We start from the raw sequence: 16,256 nt of genomic DNA on the forward strand, positions 1-16,256 counted from the left end.
GACAGAACGCAGTTCCGTTTCCATATCGGCGGGGGACATGGCGCGCGCGGCGCCCGCGATGCCGATGGCGTCCAGCGGGCCGGCGCGGCGCAACTGCTCCTGTGTCGGCACGCCCAGGAACAGCAGGCTGCGCAGGCCGGCGCGGGCGGTTTCCGCCAGTGTGTCGGTGGCGCCGGTGAAGTCGTCGCCATACCAGCCCAGCCGCGGCCGCGTTTCCTGCCGCAGTTCTGGCGGCGTGTCTGCGTGCGCGGCTGCGCTCATGTGCGGCCGCCGAAGTATTCGATGGCGCGCCGCAGTTCGGGCGCGTTGCGCGCGTAGTCTTCCAGGCGCTCGCCGTCGCGCATGGCCTGCCAGGCCTGGCGGATGCTGAGCACGCCTGCGGCGGGGCCGTCGGGGTGGGCCAGGATGCCGCCGCCGGACATGAACAGCAGGTCGTCGCTGCGTACCGCCGCCCAGGTGGCGGGCACGGTGCCGGCCCATTGGCCGGACGAAAATGCGGGCATGACGGGGTCGTCGATGCCCAGGGTCAGCGAGGCCAGGCAGTCGCGCGCGGATTCGACGACCTCGGCGTCTTCCTGGGAGAACTTGCCTTGCAGGCCGTGCACGTGCATATGGTCCACGCCGGCCAGCCGCCACAGCGTCTGATAGGCCTGGAAGCCCACGCCCAGCAAGGGGTGGCGCGACAGCGCGCCGTAGCCGTTGCGGTGGCCGTGCAGCGCCAGCGGCGTGCTGCGGCGCAGGGTCTGGATGGCCGAGTAGCCGCAATGGTTCAGGCTGGCCATGACGCAGGTGCCGCCTTCGCGTTCGATCAGGTCGGCGTGGCGGCGCATGGCGTCGGTCTCGTCGCTGATGTTGAAGGCCACCATGACCTGCCGCCCGGTACGTTCGCGGTGCGCGCGCACCACCGCCATGACGGCGGCAACGCGTTGCGCCAACGGCGCGTGGGCAGGATTGGCGCAGACCTCGTCGTCCTTGATGAAGTCCACGCCCGCGGCGCACAGCTGGGCTGCCAGATGCGCGGTCTGTTCGGGGGAGAGGCCCACATTGGGTTTGATGATGGTGCCTACGAGGGGACCGTGCGCCACGCCAGTCAGTTGCCGCGTGCCGGCGATGCCCACGCGCGGCACGTCGAACTGGGCGCGGTAGTTGGCCGGCAGCTCCATGCTTTCCAGGCGCAGCCCGGTGACTTCGCCCAGATCGTACAGATTGCCGCCTACCGTGGCGGCCAGCGTCGGCAGGTTGGCGCCGACGTTGGCGACGGGAAAGGCGATGCGCACGCGGGCGCGCCGGTAGAGGCCCGGCATGCCGCCAGGCTGCCGCGCCAGCCAGGCGTTGGGCAGGCTGGGCGCGGTAGCGGATTCCAGGGTTTCGATGGATTCGATGCGGGCGCGGGCGCGGGCGCGCAACTCGTCGGTTTCGCCCTGCACCCGCGTGAAGGTGCCGCAGGATTGCTCGCCGGCCATGACCTCCGCGACCTTTTCAGGGTCCAGCGGGGTTTCGATCAGGTAGGTGGCGGTAAACGATTGGGAATTCATGGCGGCGGTTTGCGGCAGTAACGGGAAAAGGTCAGATCCGGTTCAGGTCGGGGAAGGGGCGCACGGGATCCTTGCCGTCCCAACCATTGGCGCTGTCGCGGATCAGGTCGAACAGGCGGCCCTTGGGGCCGGCGACTTCGGACAGTTCGATCACGGTGCCGGGGTGGTACTCGGTGTCGAAGTAGATGAAGCGGCCTTTCTCGCCGACTTCGCCGCTCATCTTGGGCTTGAAGCCCTGGGCCAGCAGGCGCTCCAGGTCGGCGTCGTAGCTCTCGGTCCAGTAGGCCACGTGCTGCAGCCCGGTGCGGCCGGCCTGCAGGAAGTCGCGGTACATGGAGGGCACGTCGTTGCGGGTCTGGATCAGTTCGACCTGCACGAAGCCCGAATTGGCCAGCGCCACCGAGTTGTGCGGCTGGTGGCTTTCGCCGTCGTACTGATAGTTCACGATGGGCACGCGCGGGTTGTAGTACCAGGGGCCGACGCCCAGCGTGGCGCTCCAGTAGTCCATGGCGGCTTCGATGTCGTGCACCACATAACCGAGTTGGCGGATCTCGCCCAGGAAACGACTCATGATGGATTCTTTGCGGGAAAAGGTTTGAGGATGTCGGGAAGAGGCGGCCCGGACGCGGGCCGCGGACCTCACAGGAAACCGATGGAGAACCAGGGGAAGGCGGCGACGATCACCAGGCCCACCAGCAGCGCGGCGATGTAGCCCCAGATCGGGCCTATGCCTTCGTTGGGGTCAACCCGGCTGATGGCGCAGGCGCCGTAGTAGCCCACGCCGAAGGGCGGTGCGAACAGGCCTATGCCCATGGCGAAGATCACCACCATGGCGTAGTGCACCTCGTGCACGCCGGCCTGCGCCGCGATCGGGAACAGCAGCGGGCCGAACAGCACGATGGCGGGGATGCCTTCCAGCACGCTGCCCAGGATGATGAAGGCCACGATGGATACGGCCAGGAACCCATAGCTGCCGCCGGGCATGCCGGCCATCAGCTTGGCCAGGTCGCCGGAGAAGCCGGACTGCGTCAGCGCCCAGGCCATGGCGGTGGCGCAGCCCACGATCAGCATGATGGCGCCCGACAGCGAGGCGGTCTCGATCAGCATGGGCTTGAGCCGGGCCCAGTCGAAGCGCCGGTAGATCAGCAGGCCGACCACGGCTGAATACACGATGCCGATGGTCGAGACCTCGGTGGCGGTGGCCACGCCTTCGACCACCGCGGCGCGGATCACGAAGGGCAGGGCCACGGCGGGCAGGGCGATGACGAAGAAGCGTCCGATTTCGCGGGCGCTGAAGCGTTGCGCCAGGCTCAGGTCTTCCTTGCGGTAGCGCCACCACACCACTGAACACAGGGCCAGGCCCAGCACCACGGCCGGCAGCAGTCCGCCCGTGAAGAGCGCGGCAATGGACACGCCCGTCACCGAACCGATGGTGATGAGCACGATGGACGGCGGAATGGTCTCGGTCTGCGCGCCGGTGGCCGACAACAGGGCCACCAGATCGCCCGGCTTGGCGCCGCGCTTCTGCATCTCCGGGAATAGCACGGGCGCGATGGCGGCCATGTCGGCGATCTTGGAACCCGAGATGCCGGACACCAGGTACATGGCGCCGATCAGCACATACGACAGCCCGCCGCGCACGTGTCCCAGCAGGCTGGCCAGGAACTGGATCATGGCCCGCGCCATGCCGGTCATTTCGATCAGCGAGCCCAGGAAGATGAACAGTGGCACGGCCAGCAGCATCAGGTGCGACATGCCTTCGTCCAGCCGCCCGACCATCACCACCATCGGGGTGTTGGTGGTCAAGGCCAGATACGAGAACGTGGCCAACGCGAACGAGAACGCAATCGGCACGCCCGAGAACACCGTGGCGGCCACGATGCCGACGAAGAAAATCAACAGGTTCAGCTTGCCCAGCGTGGAAAACAGCGGCTGCGCCAGCCAGAACAGCGCGACCACCGCCGCGGCGCCGGCCAGCGCCGCCAGCATCTGCGGCGCGGTCTGCGTGCGCAAGAGCCGCAGCAGGGCCACCACCGCCATCAGTCCCATGCCCACCGGAATCGCGGCGGCGCGCCAGGCGTTGCTCAGTTCCAGGGCGGGCGTGATGATGAAGTGTTCTTCATGCGCGTATTCCACGGCGGGCGCCAGGATCAGCGCCAGGAAGGCCAGCGAGGCAGCCAGCGCCAGCGTTTCCAGCTGGGCGCGGCGAGCCGGGCTGACGTTGTTGACCAGGGCCGTCATCCGCATGTGCTCGCCGCGGCGCAGGGCGACCACCGCGCCCAGCATGGACAGCCACAGGAACAGGATGGACGCCAGTTCGTCCGACCAGACCAGCGGGCTGTGGAAGGCGTAGCGCGCCACCACGCCCGCGAACAGCACGGCGATCTCGACCAGCACGAGGGCTGCCGCCACGTGTTCGACCACGCTGCCCAGCAGCGCGTCGAAGGCCCCGGCGGCACGGCGCAGGGGATGGGCCGGCAGCGCCTGCGGCGCGGCGTGGGGAGCGGACAGGGAAGACATGGCGCGTCCTCAGACCAGCTTGCCGACGGCCTGCTCCAGCAGGGTCCAGGCCTCGTTGCCGAAGCGGCCCTGCCATTCCTTGTAGAAACCGGCGGTGCGCAGTTGTTCGCGGAAGCTGTCGGCCGACGGCTGGTTGAACAGCAGGCCCTTGCCTTCCAGGTCCGACTGCACCGAGGCGTTGAGCTTCTTGATGTCTTCGCGCTGAGCCAGGCCGGCTTCGTTGATGCCGCGCGCCACGATGGTCTTCAGGTCCTGCGGCAGGCCTTCCCACATGCGACCGTTGGCAATGAACCAGTAGCCGTCCCAGATGTGGTTGGTGAGCGAGCAGTACTTCTGCACTTCATACAGCTTGGCCACCTGGATGATGGGCAGGGGATTTTCCTGCGCGTCCACCACCTTGGTCTGCAGCGAGGAATAGACCTCGCTGAACTGCAGGCTGGCGGGGGCGGCGCCCAGGCCCTTGAACATGGAGATCGGCAGCGAGCTGACCGGCACGCGGATCTTCAGGCCGTCCATGTCGGCGGCGGACTTGACCGGCGCCTTGCTGCTGGTGGTCTGGCGAAAGCCGTTGTCCCACATTTTTTCGAAGGCATAGAGGCGGCGCTGCGCGATGGCGGCGCGCACGTGGGCGCCGAGCGCGCCGTCCATGGCGCTCCAGACCTGGTTGTAGTCCTTGAAGGCGAAGCCCACGGCGTTGATGGCCGCGACCGGCACCAGGGTGGCGATGACCAGGGCGGACGGGGTGAAGAAATCGATGCCGCCCGAGCGCACCTGGGCCAGCATGTCGGTGTCGCCGCCCAACTGGTTGTTCGGGAAGATCTTGATGTCCACGCGACCGTTGCTTTCCTTGAGGATGCGCTCGGCGGCTTCCTGGGCGCGGATATTCAAGGGATGCGTGACCGGCAGGTTGTTGCCGTACTTGAGCGTGTAGTCGGCCGCGCGGGCAATCAGCGGAAAGCCCGAGGTCAGGGCGACGGCGGGAACCGCGCAAAGGCGGCGCAGGGCACTGCGGCGTGTCAGCAGCTTCATGGTTGTCTCCATAATTCTGGTTATGATGTTTTTTGATGTGCCACAACAGCGCCAGTACCATGCGGCAGAATGGACAATAGTGAATCAACGCTATCATCGTCAAACCTGATTAATGATGGATTTTGATGTGAATCGTACGCCTCCCGAACGCAAGCTGGCGCGCCTGGCCGATGTGGCGGAGCGCGCCGGAGTGTCCACCGCCACGGCCGACCGGGTCCTGAATCGCCGGCCCGGCGTGCGCGCCAGCACCGCCCAGAAAGTCTTCAAGGCGGCCATCGAACTGGACTACCTGCCGGAACAGGAACTCCGTGCGGCCGCCGCGCCCGAGCCCCTGCGGCTGGTGTTCCTGCTGCCGCGCGGCAGCAACCGCTACCTGCGCATGCTGGGCGACACCGTCAGCTACGCGCAGGAGCACTTCGCGCCGCTCAACGCCAGATGCCAGGTCGAGTACGTGGAGAGCTTCAATCCCGACGCGCTCGCGCAGGCGCTGGCCAGGCATGGCAAGCGCGCCGACGGCATTGCGTTCATGGCGCTGGAGCATCCGGCGGTGCGCGAAGCCGTCAACCTGCTGGCGCAGCAAGGCGTGCCGGCGGTGACGCTGATCTCCGACCTGGCCAACAGCGCCCGCGTGGCGTACGTGGGCCTGGACAACCGCGCGGCCGGACGCACCGCGGGCTACCTGATCGCCCGCTTCATCGGCTCGCGCGCGGCGCACGTGGCGCTGATCGCCGGGTCACGCCACTACCGCGCCCATGAAGAACGCGAAGGCGGCTTCCTGCAGCTGTACGCGGAGCAGTTCCAGGCCATGCAGGTGGTGGACCTGCGCGAGGGCTATGACGATGCGCAGCGCAACTACGAGCAGGCCCGCCAGTTGCTGGAGCAGTACCCGCAGCTGGCCGGCATCTACAACATCGGCGGCGCTTCCGACGGCGTGGCGCGCGCGCTGAAGGAAGCGGGCTTGCAGCATCGGGTGGTCTTCATCGGCCACGGCCTCACGCCCGACACCCGCGCGCTGCTGATAGACGGCACCATGGACGCGGTCATCACGCAAAGCCCGATGGAAGCGCTGATGAGCTGCGTGCGCATTTTCTGCAACCTGCGCGACAAGCGCAGTCCGATGAACGGGGTGGAACTGGCGCGCAGCCAGGTGATCTTCCGCGAGAACCTGCCGTAGACAGGCAGGTCCGGAGTAACCCTGACTACGGGGGCGTTATGCAAACTATGCATAAGCCACCCGGACGCGGTCCCTATACTGCCTCGCATTCAGTCTGACGGCGCGGCGGTTGCTATGGATCTACGTTGGTTCCAGGATTTTCTGACCCTGGCGGAATGCGGGCAGTTCACCACGGCCGCCGAATTGCGGCATGTCTCGCAGTCGGCGTTCAGCCGGCGCATCCAGTCGCTGGAAACATGGGCTGGCGCGGCGCTGATCGACCGGGGCTGTTTTCCCTTGCGCCTGACCGCGGCGGGCGAGCAATTCCGATCCAATGCCGCCGAGATCGTGCGCAAGGTGGTGGATGCGCGCGGCGAGGCCGGCGTCACCGGCCATGACGGCGCGGTCCTGAGGGTGGCGATGCCGCATTGCCTGGCGACGTCGCACTTTCCCGGCTGGTGCGTCCGTTGGAAGGAGGAGAGCGGAGTCGAGTCGCTGCGGCTGCATGTGGGCAATGTGCACGACTCGGTCGAGTGGCTGGCCGCCGGCGTGGTCGACCTGCTGGTGTGCTTCCGCCACGCCGCCGAAGACATACAGCTGGACCCGCAAGCCTATATGCGGACCGGCATGGAGCCGGACTTCCTGCGCCTGTTCCGCCCCGCCGGCATGCCGGTGGACGAGACGGCGCTGTACGCCGCCGATTCCCTGGCGCGCTATCCCTATGTGTCGCACGCCCAGGGCGCCTACTTCCGGCGCCTGGTCGACATGTCCTGCGGCGACTTGCTGCAGCGTCCCGTCCTGCAGCGCGTCTGCGAAACCGATTTCGTGGACGGCGCGCGCACGCTGGTCAGCGCCGGCGTCGGGCTGGCGTGGCTGCCCGAGTCCAGCGCCAAGGTGTCGGTGGACGCCGGCCAGATCGCGGCGATCAAGGACCGCCGCTGCGCGATCCCGATGCAGATCTGCCTGTACGCGCGCCGCCAGGGGCCGGCCCAGGAGCCCGTCGAACGCGTGTTCAACCTCTATACCAAGCGCTGACATAAACCCCAAGGAGAAAAGCATGGCACTTTGCATCAAGGCATCGGTCGCGGCGTTGGCGATCTTTATGGCGGGCGCCGCCTCGGCCCAGCAGCTGGAAGGAACGCTGAAGAAGGTCGCAGACACCGGCACGATCACCATCGGCCACCGCGAGACCTCGATCCCGTTTTCCTACTACGACGGCAACCAGAAGCCCGTGGGCTACTCGATCGACATCTGCGAGCGCATCGTCCGCTCGGTGCAAGCCCGCCTGAAGCGCAGCGACATCCAGGTGAAGTACCTGCCGGTCACCTCCGCGACGCGCATTCCCCTGATGGGCAACGGCACCATCGACCTGGAATGCGCCTCGACCTCCAACACCCTGGACCGCCAGCAGCAGGTGGCGTTCTCGGTCACCACCTTCGTGACCGGCAATCGCTTTCTCAGCCAGAAGTCGTCGCAGCTGCGCACCATTGACGACCTGAAGGGCAAGGTGGTGGCCTCGACCTCCGGGACCGCGAACATCCGCCAGATCAACGAGCTGAACGAGACGCGCGGACTGGGCATGCGTATCGTGCCCGTGAAGGAGCACGCGGAAGGCTTCCTGATGGTCGAGACTGGCCGCGCCGCCGCCTTCGTCATGGACGACATCCTGCTGTATGGCCTGATCGCCAACGCCAAGCAGCCCGACCGCTACGAGGTCTCCGACGCGTCCCTGTCGATCGAACCCTACGCCATCATGCTGCGCCGCGACGACCCGCAGTTCAAGGCGCTGGTGGATGACGCCATCAAGGCCCTCTATGCCAGCGGCGAATTCCAGGCGCTGTATGACCGCTGGTACCGCAGCCCGCTGCCGCCCAAGGGCATCAATCTGAACGTGGCCATGAGCGAGGCGCTCAAACGCGTGGTCGCCACGCCCACCGATTCGGGCGATCCCGCCGCCTACCGCTAGGCCCAGGCCCAGCCGCAATACGCCGATGCGCGGCCCCGGCAAGGGGCCGGGACCGCGCGCGGCCAGATCATCGAGAAAAGCATGGCATATCAATGGAACTGGGGCGTGCTGTTCGCCCCATCGCCCGACGGCGGGCAGACGTATCTGCAAACCCTGCTGGACGGGCTGAGCGTGACCGTGAAGACGGCGGCGCTGGCGTGGCTGATCGCGCTGGCGCTGGGCCTGGCGGTCGGCGTGGCGCGCACGCTGCCGTCTCGCGGGGTGCGCGCGGCGGCAGCCACCTATGTGGAAGTATTCCGGAACATCCCGCTGATCGTGCAGATGTTCCTGTGGTATTTCGTCTTGCCGGAGCTGTTGCCGACGGCGGCCGGAGACTGGATCAAGCAATTGCCCGACGCGTCCTTCTATACGGCGGCGCTGGCTATCGGCATGTATATGTCGGCGCGCATCGGGGAACAGCTGCGCGCCGGGATCGAGGCCTTGCCGCAGGGGCAGCGCAACGCGGGCCTGGCGCTGGGGCTGAGCTTGCCGCAGCTGTACCGGCACGTGCTCTTGCCCAACGCCTTGCGCACGGTCCTGCCGACCATGACGTCGGACTGCCTGAACACCATCAAGAACACCTCGGTGGCGCTGACCATTGGGCTGGCGGAACTGACCGCCCAGGCCCATGCGATGCAGGAATTCTCGTTCCAGGTGTTCGAGGCCTTTCTGACCGCCACCATGGCCTATCTGGCGCTCAACCTCATCGTGATCGTGGCGATGCGCGCGCTCGAATACAAACTGCGCATCCCGGGCCGGGCCGCCGGCGGGCGCATGGCGAAAGGGAGCCGGGCATGACCGATTTCGATCTGCAAGCGATTATTGACGCCTTGCCGTACCTGATCCTGTCCGGCTTGCGCTTCACCCTGCTGCTGACCTTGACGTCGACCGTGGGCGGCGTGCTGCTGGGCACCTTGCTGGCCGTTGCCCGGCTCTATGGCGGACGCCTGGTGGCGTGGCCCGCAACGATATATGTGAACCTGTTCCGCTCGTTGCCGCTGGTGCTGGTGATCTTCCTGATCTATTTCATCCTGCCCTATGCCTTGCAAGCGGTCACGGGGTCTGAACGGCCCATTGTGCTGGGCGCCATGGGATCGGCCTTCATTACCTTCATTCTGTTCGAGGCCGCGTACTTCTCGGAAATCATCCGGGCGGGGGTAGGCAGCGTGGGCCCAGGCCAGTATGCGGCGGGCAGCGCGCTGGGCCTGAGGCACGGCCAGGTGCTGCGCAAGGTGATCCTGCCGCAGGCGTTCCGCAACATGCTGCCGGTGCTGCTTACCCAGGTGATCGTCATCTTCCAGGAAACCGCGCTGGTCTATGTCCTGTCGCTCACGGATTTCCTTGGGGCGGCGACCAAGATCGCGCAGCGCGATAACCGGCTGGTCGAGATGTACATGCTGGTGGCGCTGGTGTTTTTCGTGATCTCGTTCACCGCCTCGCGCGGCGTGCGGGCGCTGCGCGCCCGGATCGGGGCCTGAGCGCCCGGGCATTTCCATTCGGAGTCTACATTCATGATCGAAATTCAACAGGTCGGCAAGCGCTACGGCGACTTGCCGGTACTCAAGCAGTGCTCACTGCGCGTGCAGCGCGGCGAGGTCGTGGTGGTCTGCGGGCCGTCCGGGTCGGGCAAGTCGACGCTGATCAAATGCGTGAACCGGCTGGAACCCTTCGATGCGGGCCGCATCGTGGTGGACGGCACCGATGTCGGCGCGCCCGGCACGGACCTGCCGAAGCTGCGCGCCCGCGTCGGCATGGTGTTCCAGCACTTCGAGCTGTTTCCCCACCTGACGGTGCGGGAGAACGTCTGCCTGGGGCAGGTCAGCGTGCTGGGCCGCAGCCGCGCGCAAGCGATGGAAAAGGCGGCCGCGCTGCTGGATCGCGTCGGCGTGGCGGCGCATGGCGACAAGCATCCGGGGCAGCTTTCCGGCGGCCAGCAGCAGCGGGTCGCGATTGCGCGGGCGCTGGCGATGGACCCGGTGGTGATGCTGTTCGACGAGCCGACCTCGGCGCTCGACCCGGAAATGATCGGCGAAGTGCTGGATGTGATGACGGGCCTGGCGCGCGACGGCATGACCATGATGGTCGTCACGCATGAGATGGGATTCGCCCGCCGAGTCGCCGACCGCGTCGTGTTCATGGAGTCCGGAGAGATCGTCGACGACGCCAGCGCCGAGGCGTTCTTCGGCAACGCTGCGTCGGCGCGCTCCCGCGCATTCCTCTCCCGCATCATCAGCCACTGATTTTCTTCACCCTCACAAACATCCATGTCCTCCATTTTTCATATCAACGGCAATCTCGTTCCGGCCGAGCAGGCCGTCATCCCGGCGCTGGACCGCGGGTTTCTTTTTGGTGACGGCGTCTACGAGGTGATTGCCGTGATCGACGGCCTGCTGCTCGAATTCGAGCGGCATGCCGCCCGCCTGGCGCGCAGCCTGGCCGAGGTCGGCATCCGCAACCCGCTGCCGCGCGACGCGTTGCTGGAGCGTTGCCGCGAGCTGGTCCGCCGCAACGGCCTGCGCGAAGGCTCCGTCTATGTGCAGGTCACGCGCGGCGCGGACAGCAAGCGCGATTTCGCCTTTCCGGCGGAGGTCGAGCCCACCGTGATGATGTACGTCAGCGAGAAGTCCTTGCGCGTGAATCCGCTGGCCGAATCTGGCGTCCGGGTGGCGAGCGTACCGGACATGCGCTGGCAGCGGCGTGACATCAAGAGCGTGTCGCTGATCGCCCAGGTGCTGGCCAAGCAGGCCGCGCAAGCTTCGGGCGCGTTCGAGGCGCTGATGGTCGACCCCGACGGCGTGGTGACGGAGGGGGCATCGTCGAGCGCGCTGCTGGTCGATGCGCAGGGACGGATCGTGGTGCGGCCCCTGTCGCGCGAGATACTGCCGGGCTGCACCCGCGCCGCGGTACTGGCGCTGGCCGCCAAACGCGGTACGACCGTGGAGGAGTGCAAGTTCACGCTGGACGAGTGCCGGCAGGCGACGGAACTGGTGTTGACGTCCGCGCTGCACTTCGTGCTGCCGGTGATTGAACTGGACGGCCAGCCCGTCGGCACGGGACGGCCAGGACCGGTATGCCGGGAGCTGCGGCAGCTCTACATGGAGTACGTGCTGGCGTCCGCGCTATAGCGCTGCGCGAGCTGCGGCGGGCGTATGATTCCGCATAAGGGCTCGCACCCCGTCCGGCAATGGCCGGCACGCCATTGCCTACCTCATCGCAGGGTTGCTCAACCTCGGTCACCCGGGCCTATCGTCGGGTGACCGTGAAGGCGTTGCGCCATGGATCATTTCCTGTCCGCTGTCCGCGTGGATGGCCCGGACCGCGCCAAGGCTGGCATCAAGGCCCGGTCACCGGCGGGTAACCACGATCTCCAGGTATTCGCTGGGTACGACCATTGCGCTGTCGCCGGAGCGGTTGTACCGGTCTATCTGCACCATGAGATCGCTGGTCAGCGCGGCCTGCGCCGCAGGTTCCAGCGCCCCGAAGGCCTTGAGCAGCGGGCCATAGTAGGTCTTGAAGACCTGCAGCCAGTGCTCCGGCGAGCGATAACGGAACACGAAGTTGCGGGGTTCGGCCTGGATCGAGGACGCGTGCGGGCCGAACATTTCATCGATGCGCGCCCGCGTGCCCCACAGCGCGGGCGATTTGATCCCGGCGGGCGGCGGAAGATGCTTGCCGATGGTCTTGAACACCTGGCCGATGAAGCCGTCCGGGGTCCAGTTGGCCAGGCCGATCTTGCCGCCGGAGCGGCACACGCGGACCATTTCCGCAGCAGCCTTGTCCTGGTCGGGGGTGAACATCACGCCGAAGGTCGAGACCACCGCGTCGAATCCTCCGTTCGGGAAGGGCAGGGCTTCGGCATCGGCCTCCTGGAATTCGATCTGCAGGTGCTCAGCGGCAGCGCGTTCGCGGGCGCGTCCGAGCAGCGCCGGCACGTAGTCGGTCGAAACGACGTCGCACCAGCGGCGTGCGGCGGCCAGCGAGGCATTGCCGTTGCCGGCGGCCACATCGAGCACCTTCTGTCCGGCGCGGACGTCCAGCGATTCGCACAGCTGTTCTCCTACGATCTGCAGCGTGGTGCCGACAATGGCATAGTCCCCGGAAGCCCAGGTGCCCTGCTGGCGTGTCTTCAAAGCGGCCAGGTCGGGTTGCGCGGCGTCGCGCACGGGGCTGGTGGCGAGGGAGGAAATGGACATGGTCTGTCTCCGTTAAAGCTCTGTGTATGCGGCAGCGGGCGATGCCAGCCTGCCGGGGAATCGCAACCGGCGCCGCGCAGGCTTGCGCGTACCGTGCTTCCCGAGGTCCAAGTTAAGAGCCGACCATGGAGGCGGGCGTGGTAGCCGGCGTGGAATCCGCCGAGGATTCGGCGGGCCGTGATCCGCCGGTCGGTGCCGTCCCCGGCGCGGCCGTCCAGCTGCGGCTGCTCGGAGCCATGGCGATCCGCCGGGCGGGCTCTGCGGTGGCGCTGCCGCCATCGCGCAAGCTGCGCGGGCTCATTGCCTATCTGGCGCTGGCCCCGCATCCGGTTCAGCGCGCGCATCTCTGCGAGTTGTTGTGGGACATTCCGAACGATCCGCGCGGCGAGCTGCGCTGGTGTCTCAGCAAGGCCAGAACCCTGCTGGACGATCCCGGTCGCCGCCGGGTGGAGACTGCGCAGGACACGGTGAGGCTGGATCTGGCCGACTGCCAGGTGGACGCCATCGAGATCGGCAGCGCGATGCAGCAGGGCATAGCCCGGCTGGACATCGAGCGGCTGCGCGCGCTGGCCGACCTGTTTTCTGGCGATTTTCTCGAAGGGCTGGGGATCGACCGAAATCCCTTTTTCAACAACTGGCTGACCGCGCAACGCCGGCGCTTCAGGGCCTGCCATGCGGCAGTCCTGGAGCATCTGGCAACGGGTCTTCCGGCAGGGGATGGCGAGGTCTACGCCTGCCTGGACAAGTGGCTGCAGCTTGCCCCGTTCGACCGGCGCGCCCACGAGCTGCTGTTGGACCTGCTGGCGCAGCGCGGCCAGTGGCGTGACGGCGAGGAGCATCTGGCCGCGGCGGTGCGCGCTTTCGAGGCGGATGGCTTGGACTGGCGGCCCTTGCGCGACGTATGGCGGGAGCTCCGCGGGCAGGCTGGCCAGGCGCCACGGCCGGAAGCGGGGCGGAGGGAGGAGCCCGGGAATCCTCCCGCGGACGCCAGGGACCGCGCAGGCCGCGCCTCGATCGCGGTGATGCCGTTCGTGGACCGCTCGGCCCAGGCCGGCGTGCGGGGAGGGGTGGCGGACGGGCTGGCCTACGACATCATCACCCGGCTGGCCAAGTTGCGCAGCCTGTTCGTCATCGCGCAAGGCACTGTTTTCGCGCTGGACCAGCGCAACATGGGACCGGACGAGGCGGGCCGGACGCTCAACGTGGACTATGTCGTCAGCGGCACGCTGCAACGCCGGGAAAAACGCATCGCCGTGGCGGTGGAACTCGTTGAATCCAGGACCGCGCGCATCGTGTGGGCGGACGTCTTCGACCGCGAGCTGGATGATGCATTCCTGGCCCTGGACGAGATCGGCAACCGGATCGTGGCCGCCATCGACATCGAGATCGAATCCGCCGAGCGCAACCGGGCCATTCTGAGGCCGCCGAATTCCCTGGACGCCTGGCAGGCGCATCATCGCGGCCTGTGGCATATGTACCGCTTCAACCGCGCCGACAACGAGCAGGCGCGCCATTTCTTCGAGATGGCCCTGCGCCTCGATCCGACGTTTTCGCGGGCCTACGCGGGCTTGTCGTTCACCCATTGGCAGGACGCGTTCCAACGCTGGGGCGAACAGGCACCGGCCATCGACCTGGCCTTCGAAGCCGCCGGCCAGGGCCTGATCGCCGACGACCGCGACCCGGCGGCGCACTGGGCCATGGGCCGGGCGCTATGGCTGCGCGGCAGCCAGGACCAGTCGCTGGCGGAGTTGGCGCGCGCCGTGGACCTGAGCCCGAACTTCGCCCTGGCACACTACACCCTGGGCTTCGTCAACTGCCAGTCCGGCGACGCCGAAGCCGCGATAGGCTCGTCCGATCATTCGCGCGACCTGAGCCCCTACGACCCGCTGCTGTTTGGCATGCTGGCCGTGCGCGCGCTGGCGCTGGTCCGCCTGGGGCGGTACGAGGAGGCCGCCGGCTGGGCCCTGAAGGCCGCGGCGCGTCCCAATGCCCATGTGCACATCCTGGCGATCGCGGCCTGCTGTCTTGCGATAGCCGGCAAGGGCGATGAAACGTCCGGCCTGCTGGCCGCGATCCGCAAGACGCATCCTTCGTACCGCGTGGACGATTTCCTGGCGGCATTCCGCCTGGCCGGCGACGCCGAGGCCTTGTTCCGCAAAGGCGCCAGGCGCATCGGGCTGGGTTGAGCCGCAGGCGGCGCGCTTCAGGCGATCTCCACCGCATCGCCATTGAAGCGCGCCTGCCAGGTCCGCAGCCGCTGTTCCGGATACTGCACGCACACGCCGTCTTCCAGCCGGAAGTGCTGCTTGTAGAGCGGCGAGGCCACCACCAGTTCGCCGCCCACGTGGCCGACCAGGCCGCGGCCGATGACGTTGGCGCCGGACCTGGGATCGCGGTTTTCCATGGCGTAGACGCCGTTGCCCGTGGGCTGCGGCACGTAGAACAGGGCGATCTGGGCGCCGTCCACCAGCGCCACCACGCCGGAGTTGGGCACCAGGTCCTGGCGGCGGCACACCGGCCGCCAGGCCATCGGTTCGCGGATAAGGGCATCCATCAGGCGATCTCCTCGGTAATGGCAATGACGCGGGCGGGGGCTGGCCGGGGCTGGCCGCGTTCCTGCACGAACTGGATGTCGGGGTCGGCGCCGCCGTCGTTGACGAAGGTGCGGAAGCGCTTGAGTTTTTCCGGGTCGCTCAGCGCGTTGGCCCACTCGCATTCGTAGCGGTCCACCACCAGCTGCATCTGCGCGTCCAGCTCCGCGCACAGGCCCAGGCTGTCCTCCAGCACCACCTGCTTCAGGTAGTCCAGGCCGCCCTCCAGCGATTCGCGCCATACCGAGGTGCGCTGCAGCTTGTCGGCAGTGCGGATGTAGAACATCAGCAGACGGTCTATGGTGCGGATGAGGGCGGCGTCGTCCAGGTCGGTGGCGAACAGTTCCGCGTGGCGCGGGCGCATGCCGCCGTTGCCGCAGACGTAGAGGTTCCAGCCGTTCTCGGTGGCGATGACGCCGATGTCCTTGCTCTGCGCCTCCGCGCATTCGCGGGTGCAGCCGGACACGGCGAACTTCAGCTTGTGCGGCGAGCGCAGGCCCTTGTAGCGGTGCTCGATGTCCAGCGCCATCTTGACGCTGTCCTGCACGCCGTAGCGGCACCAGGTGCTGCCCACGCAGGACTTCACCGTGCGGGTGGACTTGCCGTAGGCATGGCCGGTCTCGAAGCCGGCGGCGATCAGTTCGGCCCAGATCTCCGGCAGTTCATGCAGCTGCGCGCCGAACAGGTCGATGCGCTGGCCACCCGTGATCTTGGTGTACAGCTGGTACTTCTTGGCGACGGCGCCGATCGCGATCAGGCCGTCGGGCGTGATCTCGCCGGCGGGGATGCGCGGCACCACCGAGTAGGTGCCGTTCTTCTGCATGTTAGCCATGAAGGTGTCGTTGGTGTCTTGCAGCGGTACCAGGTGAGGATCCTGGATCGGGCGGTTCCAGCACGAGGCCAGGATGGAACCCACGGCGGGTTTGCAGATGTCGCAACCCTGCTGACCGCGCCCGTGGCTGGCCAGGAGTTCTTCGAAGGATTCGATGCCGTTGACGCGCACGATGGCGTACAGCTCCTGGCGGGTGTGGGGGAAGTGTTCACACAGGCTCTTGTCCACCGCCACGCCGCGGCTGGCCAGTTCGTGTTCGACCACCTGCTTGAGCAGGCTGGCGCAGCCGCCGCAGCCGGACGCTGCCTTGGTGCAGGCCTTGACCGCGGCCAGGTCCGCGCAGCCGCCGTCGATCGCGGCGCAGACCGCGCCCTTGCTGACGTTGTGGCAGGAACAGA

General features: G+C 67.3%; 16 protein-coding genes. 8 read left to right on the forward strand and 8 right to left on the reverse strand.

Annotated elements, in window-relative coordinates; genetic code table 11:
* The 5 genes from VIR09_RS06635 to VIR09_RS06655 all read right to left on the reverse strand — a co-directional run.
* On the reverse strand, positions 1–261 hold a 261-nt coding region (locus VIR09_RS06635; RefSeq protein ID WP_332012151.1), incomplete at its 3' end, for a four-carbon acid sugar kinase family protein.
* The gene (locus VIR09_RS06640) at positions 258–1,535 is read right to left on the reverse strand and encodes a ribulose-bisphosphate carboxylase large subunit family protein (RefSeq protein WP_332012152.1); all 1,278 of its coding nucleotides are present in this window, start codon (positions 1,533–1,535) and stop codon (positions 258–260) included. The genes VIR09_RS06640 and VIR09_RS06635, both read right to left, overlap by 4 nt.
* Before the next feature lie 31 nt (positions 1,536–1,566).
* Positions 1,567–2,106: a VOC family protein gene (locus VIR09_RS06645; protein ID WP_332012153.1), complete on the reverse strand. Its 540-nt coding sequence runs from the start codon at positions 2,104–2,106 to the stop codon at positions 1,567–1,569.
* Positions 2,107–2,174: 68 nt separating this feature from the next.
* Complete coding sequence (locus VIR09_RS06650) at positions 2,175–4,055, reverse strand: TRAP transporter large permease subunit (RefSeq protein WP_332012154.1); 1,881 nt, start codon at positions 4,053–4,055, stop codon at positions 2,175–2,177.
* A gap of 9 nt (positions 4,056–4,064) precedes the next feature.
* Positions 4,065–5,084 (reverse strand): TRAP transporter substrate-binding protein, encoded by a 1,020-nt coding sequence (locus VIR09_RS06655; RefSeq protein WP_332012155.1) that lies wholly within the window; start codon positions 5,082–5,084, stop codon positions 4,065–4,067.
* Between the two features lie 112 nt (positions 5,085–5,196).
* Here VIR09_RS06655 and VIR09_RS06660 point away from each other — a divergent pair, with 112 nt between their 5' ends.
* From VIR09_RS06660 to VIR09_RS06690, 7 genes are all read left to right on the forward strand, one after another.
* Positions 5,197–6,258: a LacI family DNA-binding transcriptional regulator gene (locus VIR09_RS06660; protein WP_332012156.1), complete on the forward strand. Its 1,062-nt coding sequence runs from the start codon at positions 5,197–5,199 to the stop codon at positions 6,256–6,258.
* Positions 6,259–6,372: 114 nt separating this feature from the next.
* The gene (locus VIR09_RS06665; protein WP_332012157.1) at positions 6,373–7,272 is read left to right on the forward strand and encodes a LysR family transcriptional regulator; all 900 of its coding nucleotides are present in this window, start codon (positions 6,373–6,375) and stop codon (positions 7,270–7,272) included.
* 22 nt (positions 7,273–7,294) lie between these two features.
* Complete coding sequence (locus VIR09_RS06670; protein ID WP_332012158.1) at positions 7,295–8,203, forward strand: amino acid ABC transporter substrate-binding protein; 909 nt, start codon at positions 7,295–7,297, stop codon at positions 8,201–8,203.
* An 81-nt stretch (positions 8,204–8,284) separates the two neighbouring features.
* The gene (locus VIR09_RS06675; RefSeq protein ID WP_332012159.1) at positions 8,285–9,040 is read left to right on the forward strand and encodes an amino acid ABC transporter permease; all 756 of its coding nucleotides are present in this window, start codon (positions 8,285–8,287) and stop codon (positions 9,038–9,040) included.
* Complete coding sequence (locus tag VIR09_RS06680) at positions 9,037–9,720, forward strand: ABC transporter permease subunit (protein ID WP_332012160.1); 684 nt, start codon at positions 9,037–9,039, stop codon at positions 9,718–9,720. Before VIR09_RS06675 ends, VIR09_RS06680 begins: the two co-directional genes overlap by 4 nt.
* A gap of 33 nt (positions 9,721–9,753) precedes the next feature.
* On the forward strand, positions 9,754–10,482 hold the full coding sequence (locus tag VIR09_RS06685) for an amino acid ABC transporter ATP-binding protein (RefSeq protein ID WP_332012161.1): 729 nt from the start codon (positions 9,754–9,756) through the stop codon (positions 10,480–10,482).
* Positions 10,483–10,506: 24 nt separating this feature from the next.
* Entirely contained in the window at positions 10,507–11,367 is an 861-nt protein-coding gene (locus VIR09_RS06690) for a D-amino acid aminotransferase (protein WP_332012162.1), read from the forward strand.
* A 219-nt stretch (positions 11,368–11,586) separates the two neighbouring features.
* On the opposite strand, the gene VIR09_RS06695 is transcribed toward VIR09_RS06690, so the two are convergent.
* On the reverse strand, positions 11,587–12,435 hold the full coding sequence (locus VIR09_RS06695) for a class I SAM-dependent methyltransferase (protein ID WP_332012163.1): 849 nt from the start codon (positions 12,433–12,435) through the stop codon (positions 11,587–11,589).
* A gap of 125 nt (positions 12,436–12,560) precedes the next feature.
* Between VIR09_RS06695 and VIR09_RS06700 the strand changes: the two genes are divergently transcribed.
* Positions 12,561–14,621 (forward strand): transcriptional regulator, encoded by a 2,061-nt coding sequence (locus VIR09_RS06700; RefSeq protein WP_332012164.1) that lies wholly within the window; start codon positions 12,561–12,563, stop codon positions 14,619–14,621.
* A 17-nt stretch (positions 14,622–14,638) separates the two neighbouring features.
* Here VIR09_RS06700 and nirD read toward each other — a convergent pair whose 3' ends face one another.
* Both nirD and VIR09_RS06710 read right to left on the reverse strand, forming a co-directional pair.
* Positions 14,639–14,989, reverse strand: a complete 351-nt coding sequence (gene nirD / locus VIR09_RS06705) for a nitrite reductase small subunit NirD (protein ID WP_332012165.1) — start codon at positions 14,987–14,989, stop codon at positions 14,639–14,641.
* A partial coding sequence (locus tag VIR09_RS06710; RefSeq protein WP_332012166.1) for a (2Fe-2S)-binding protein occupies positions 14,989–16,256 on the reverse strand: 1,268 nt, incomplete at its 5' end. The genes VIR09_RS06710 and nirD, both read right to left, overlap by 1 nt.

Origin of the sequence: Achromobacter sp. (assembly GCF_036567245.1) — a bacterium.
Classification (GTDB): Bacteria; Pseudomonadota; Gammaproteobacteria; order Burkholderiales; family Burkholderiaceae_B; genus Achromobacter.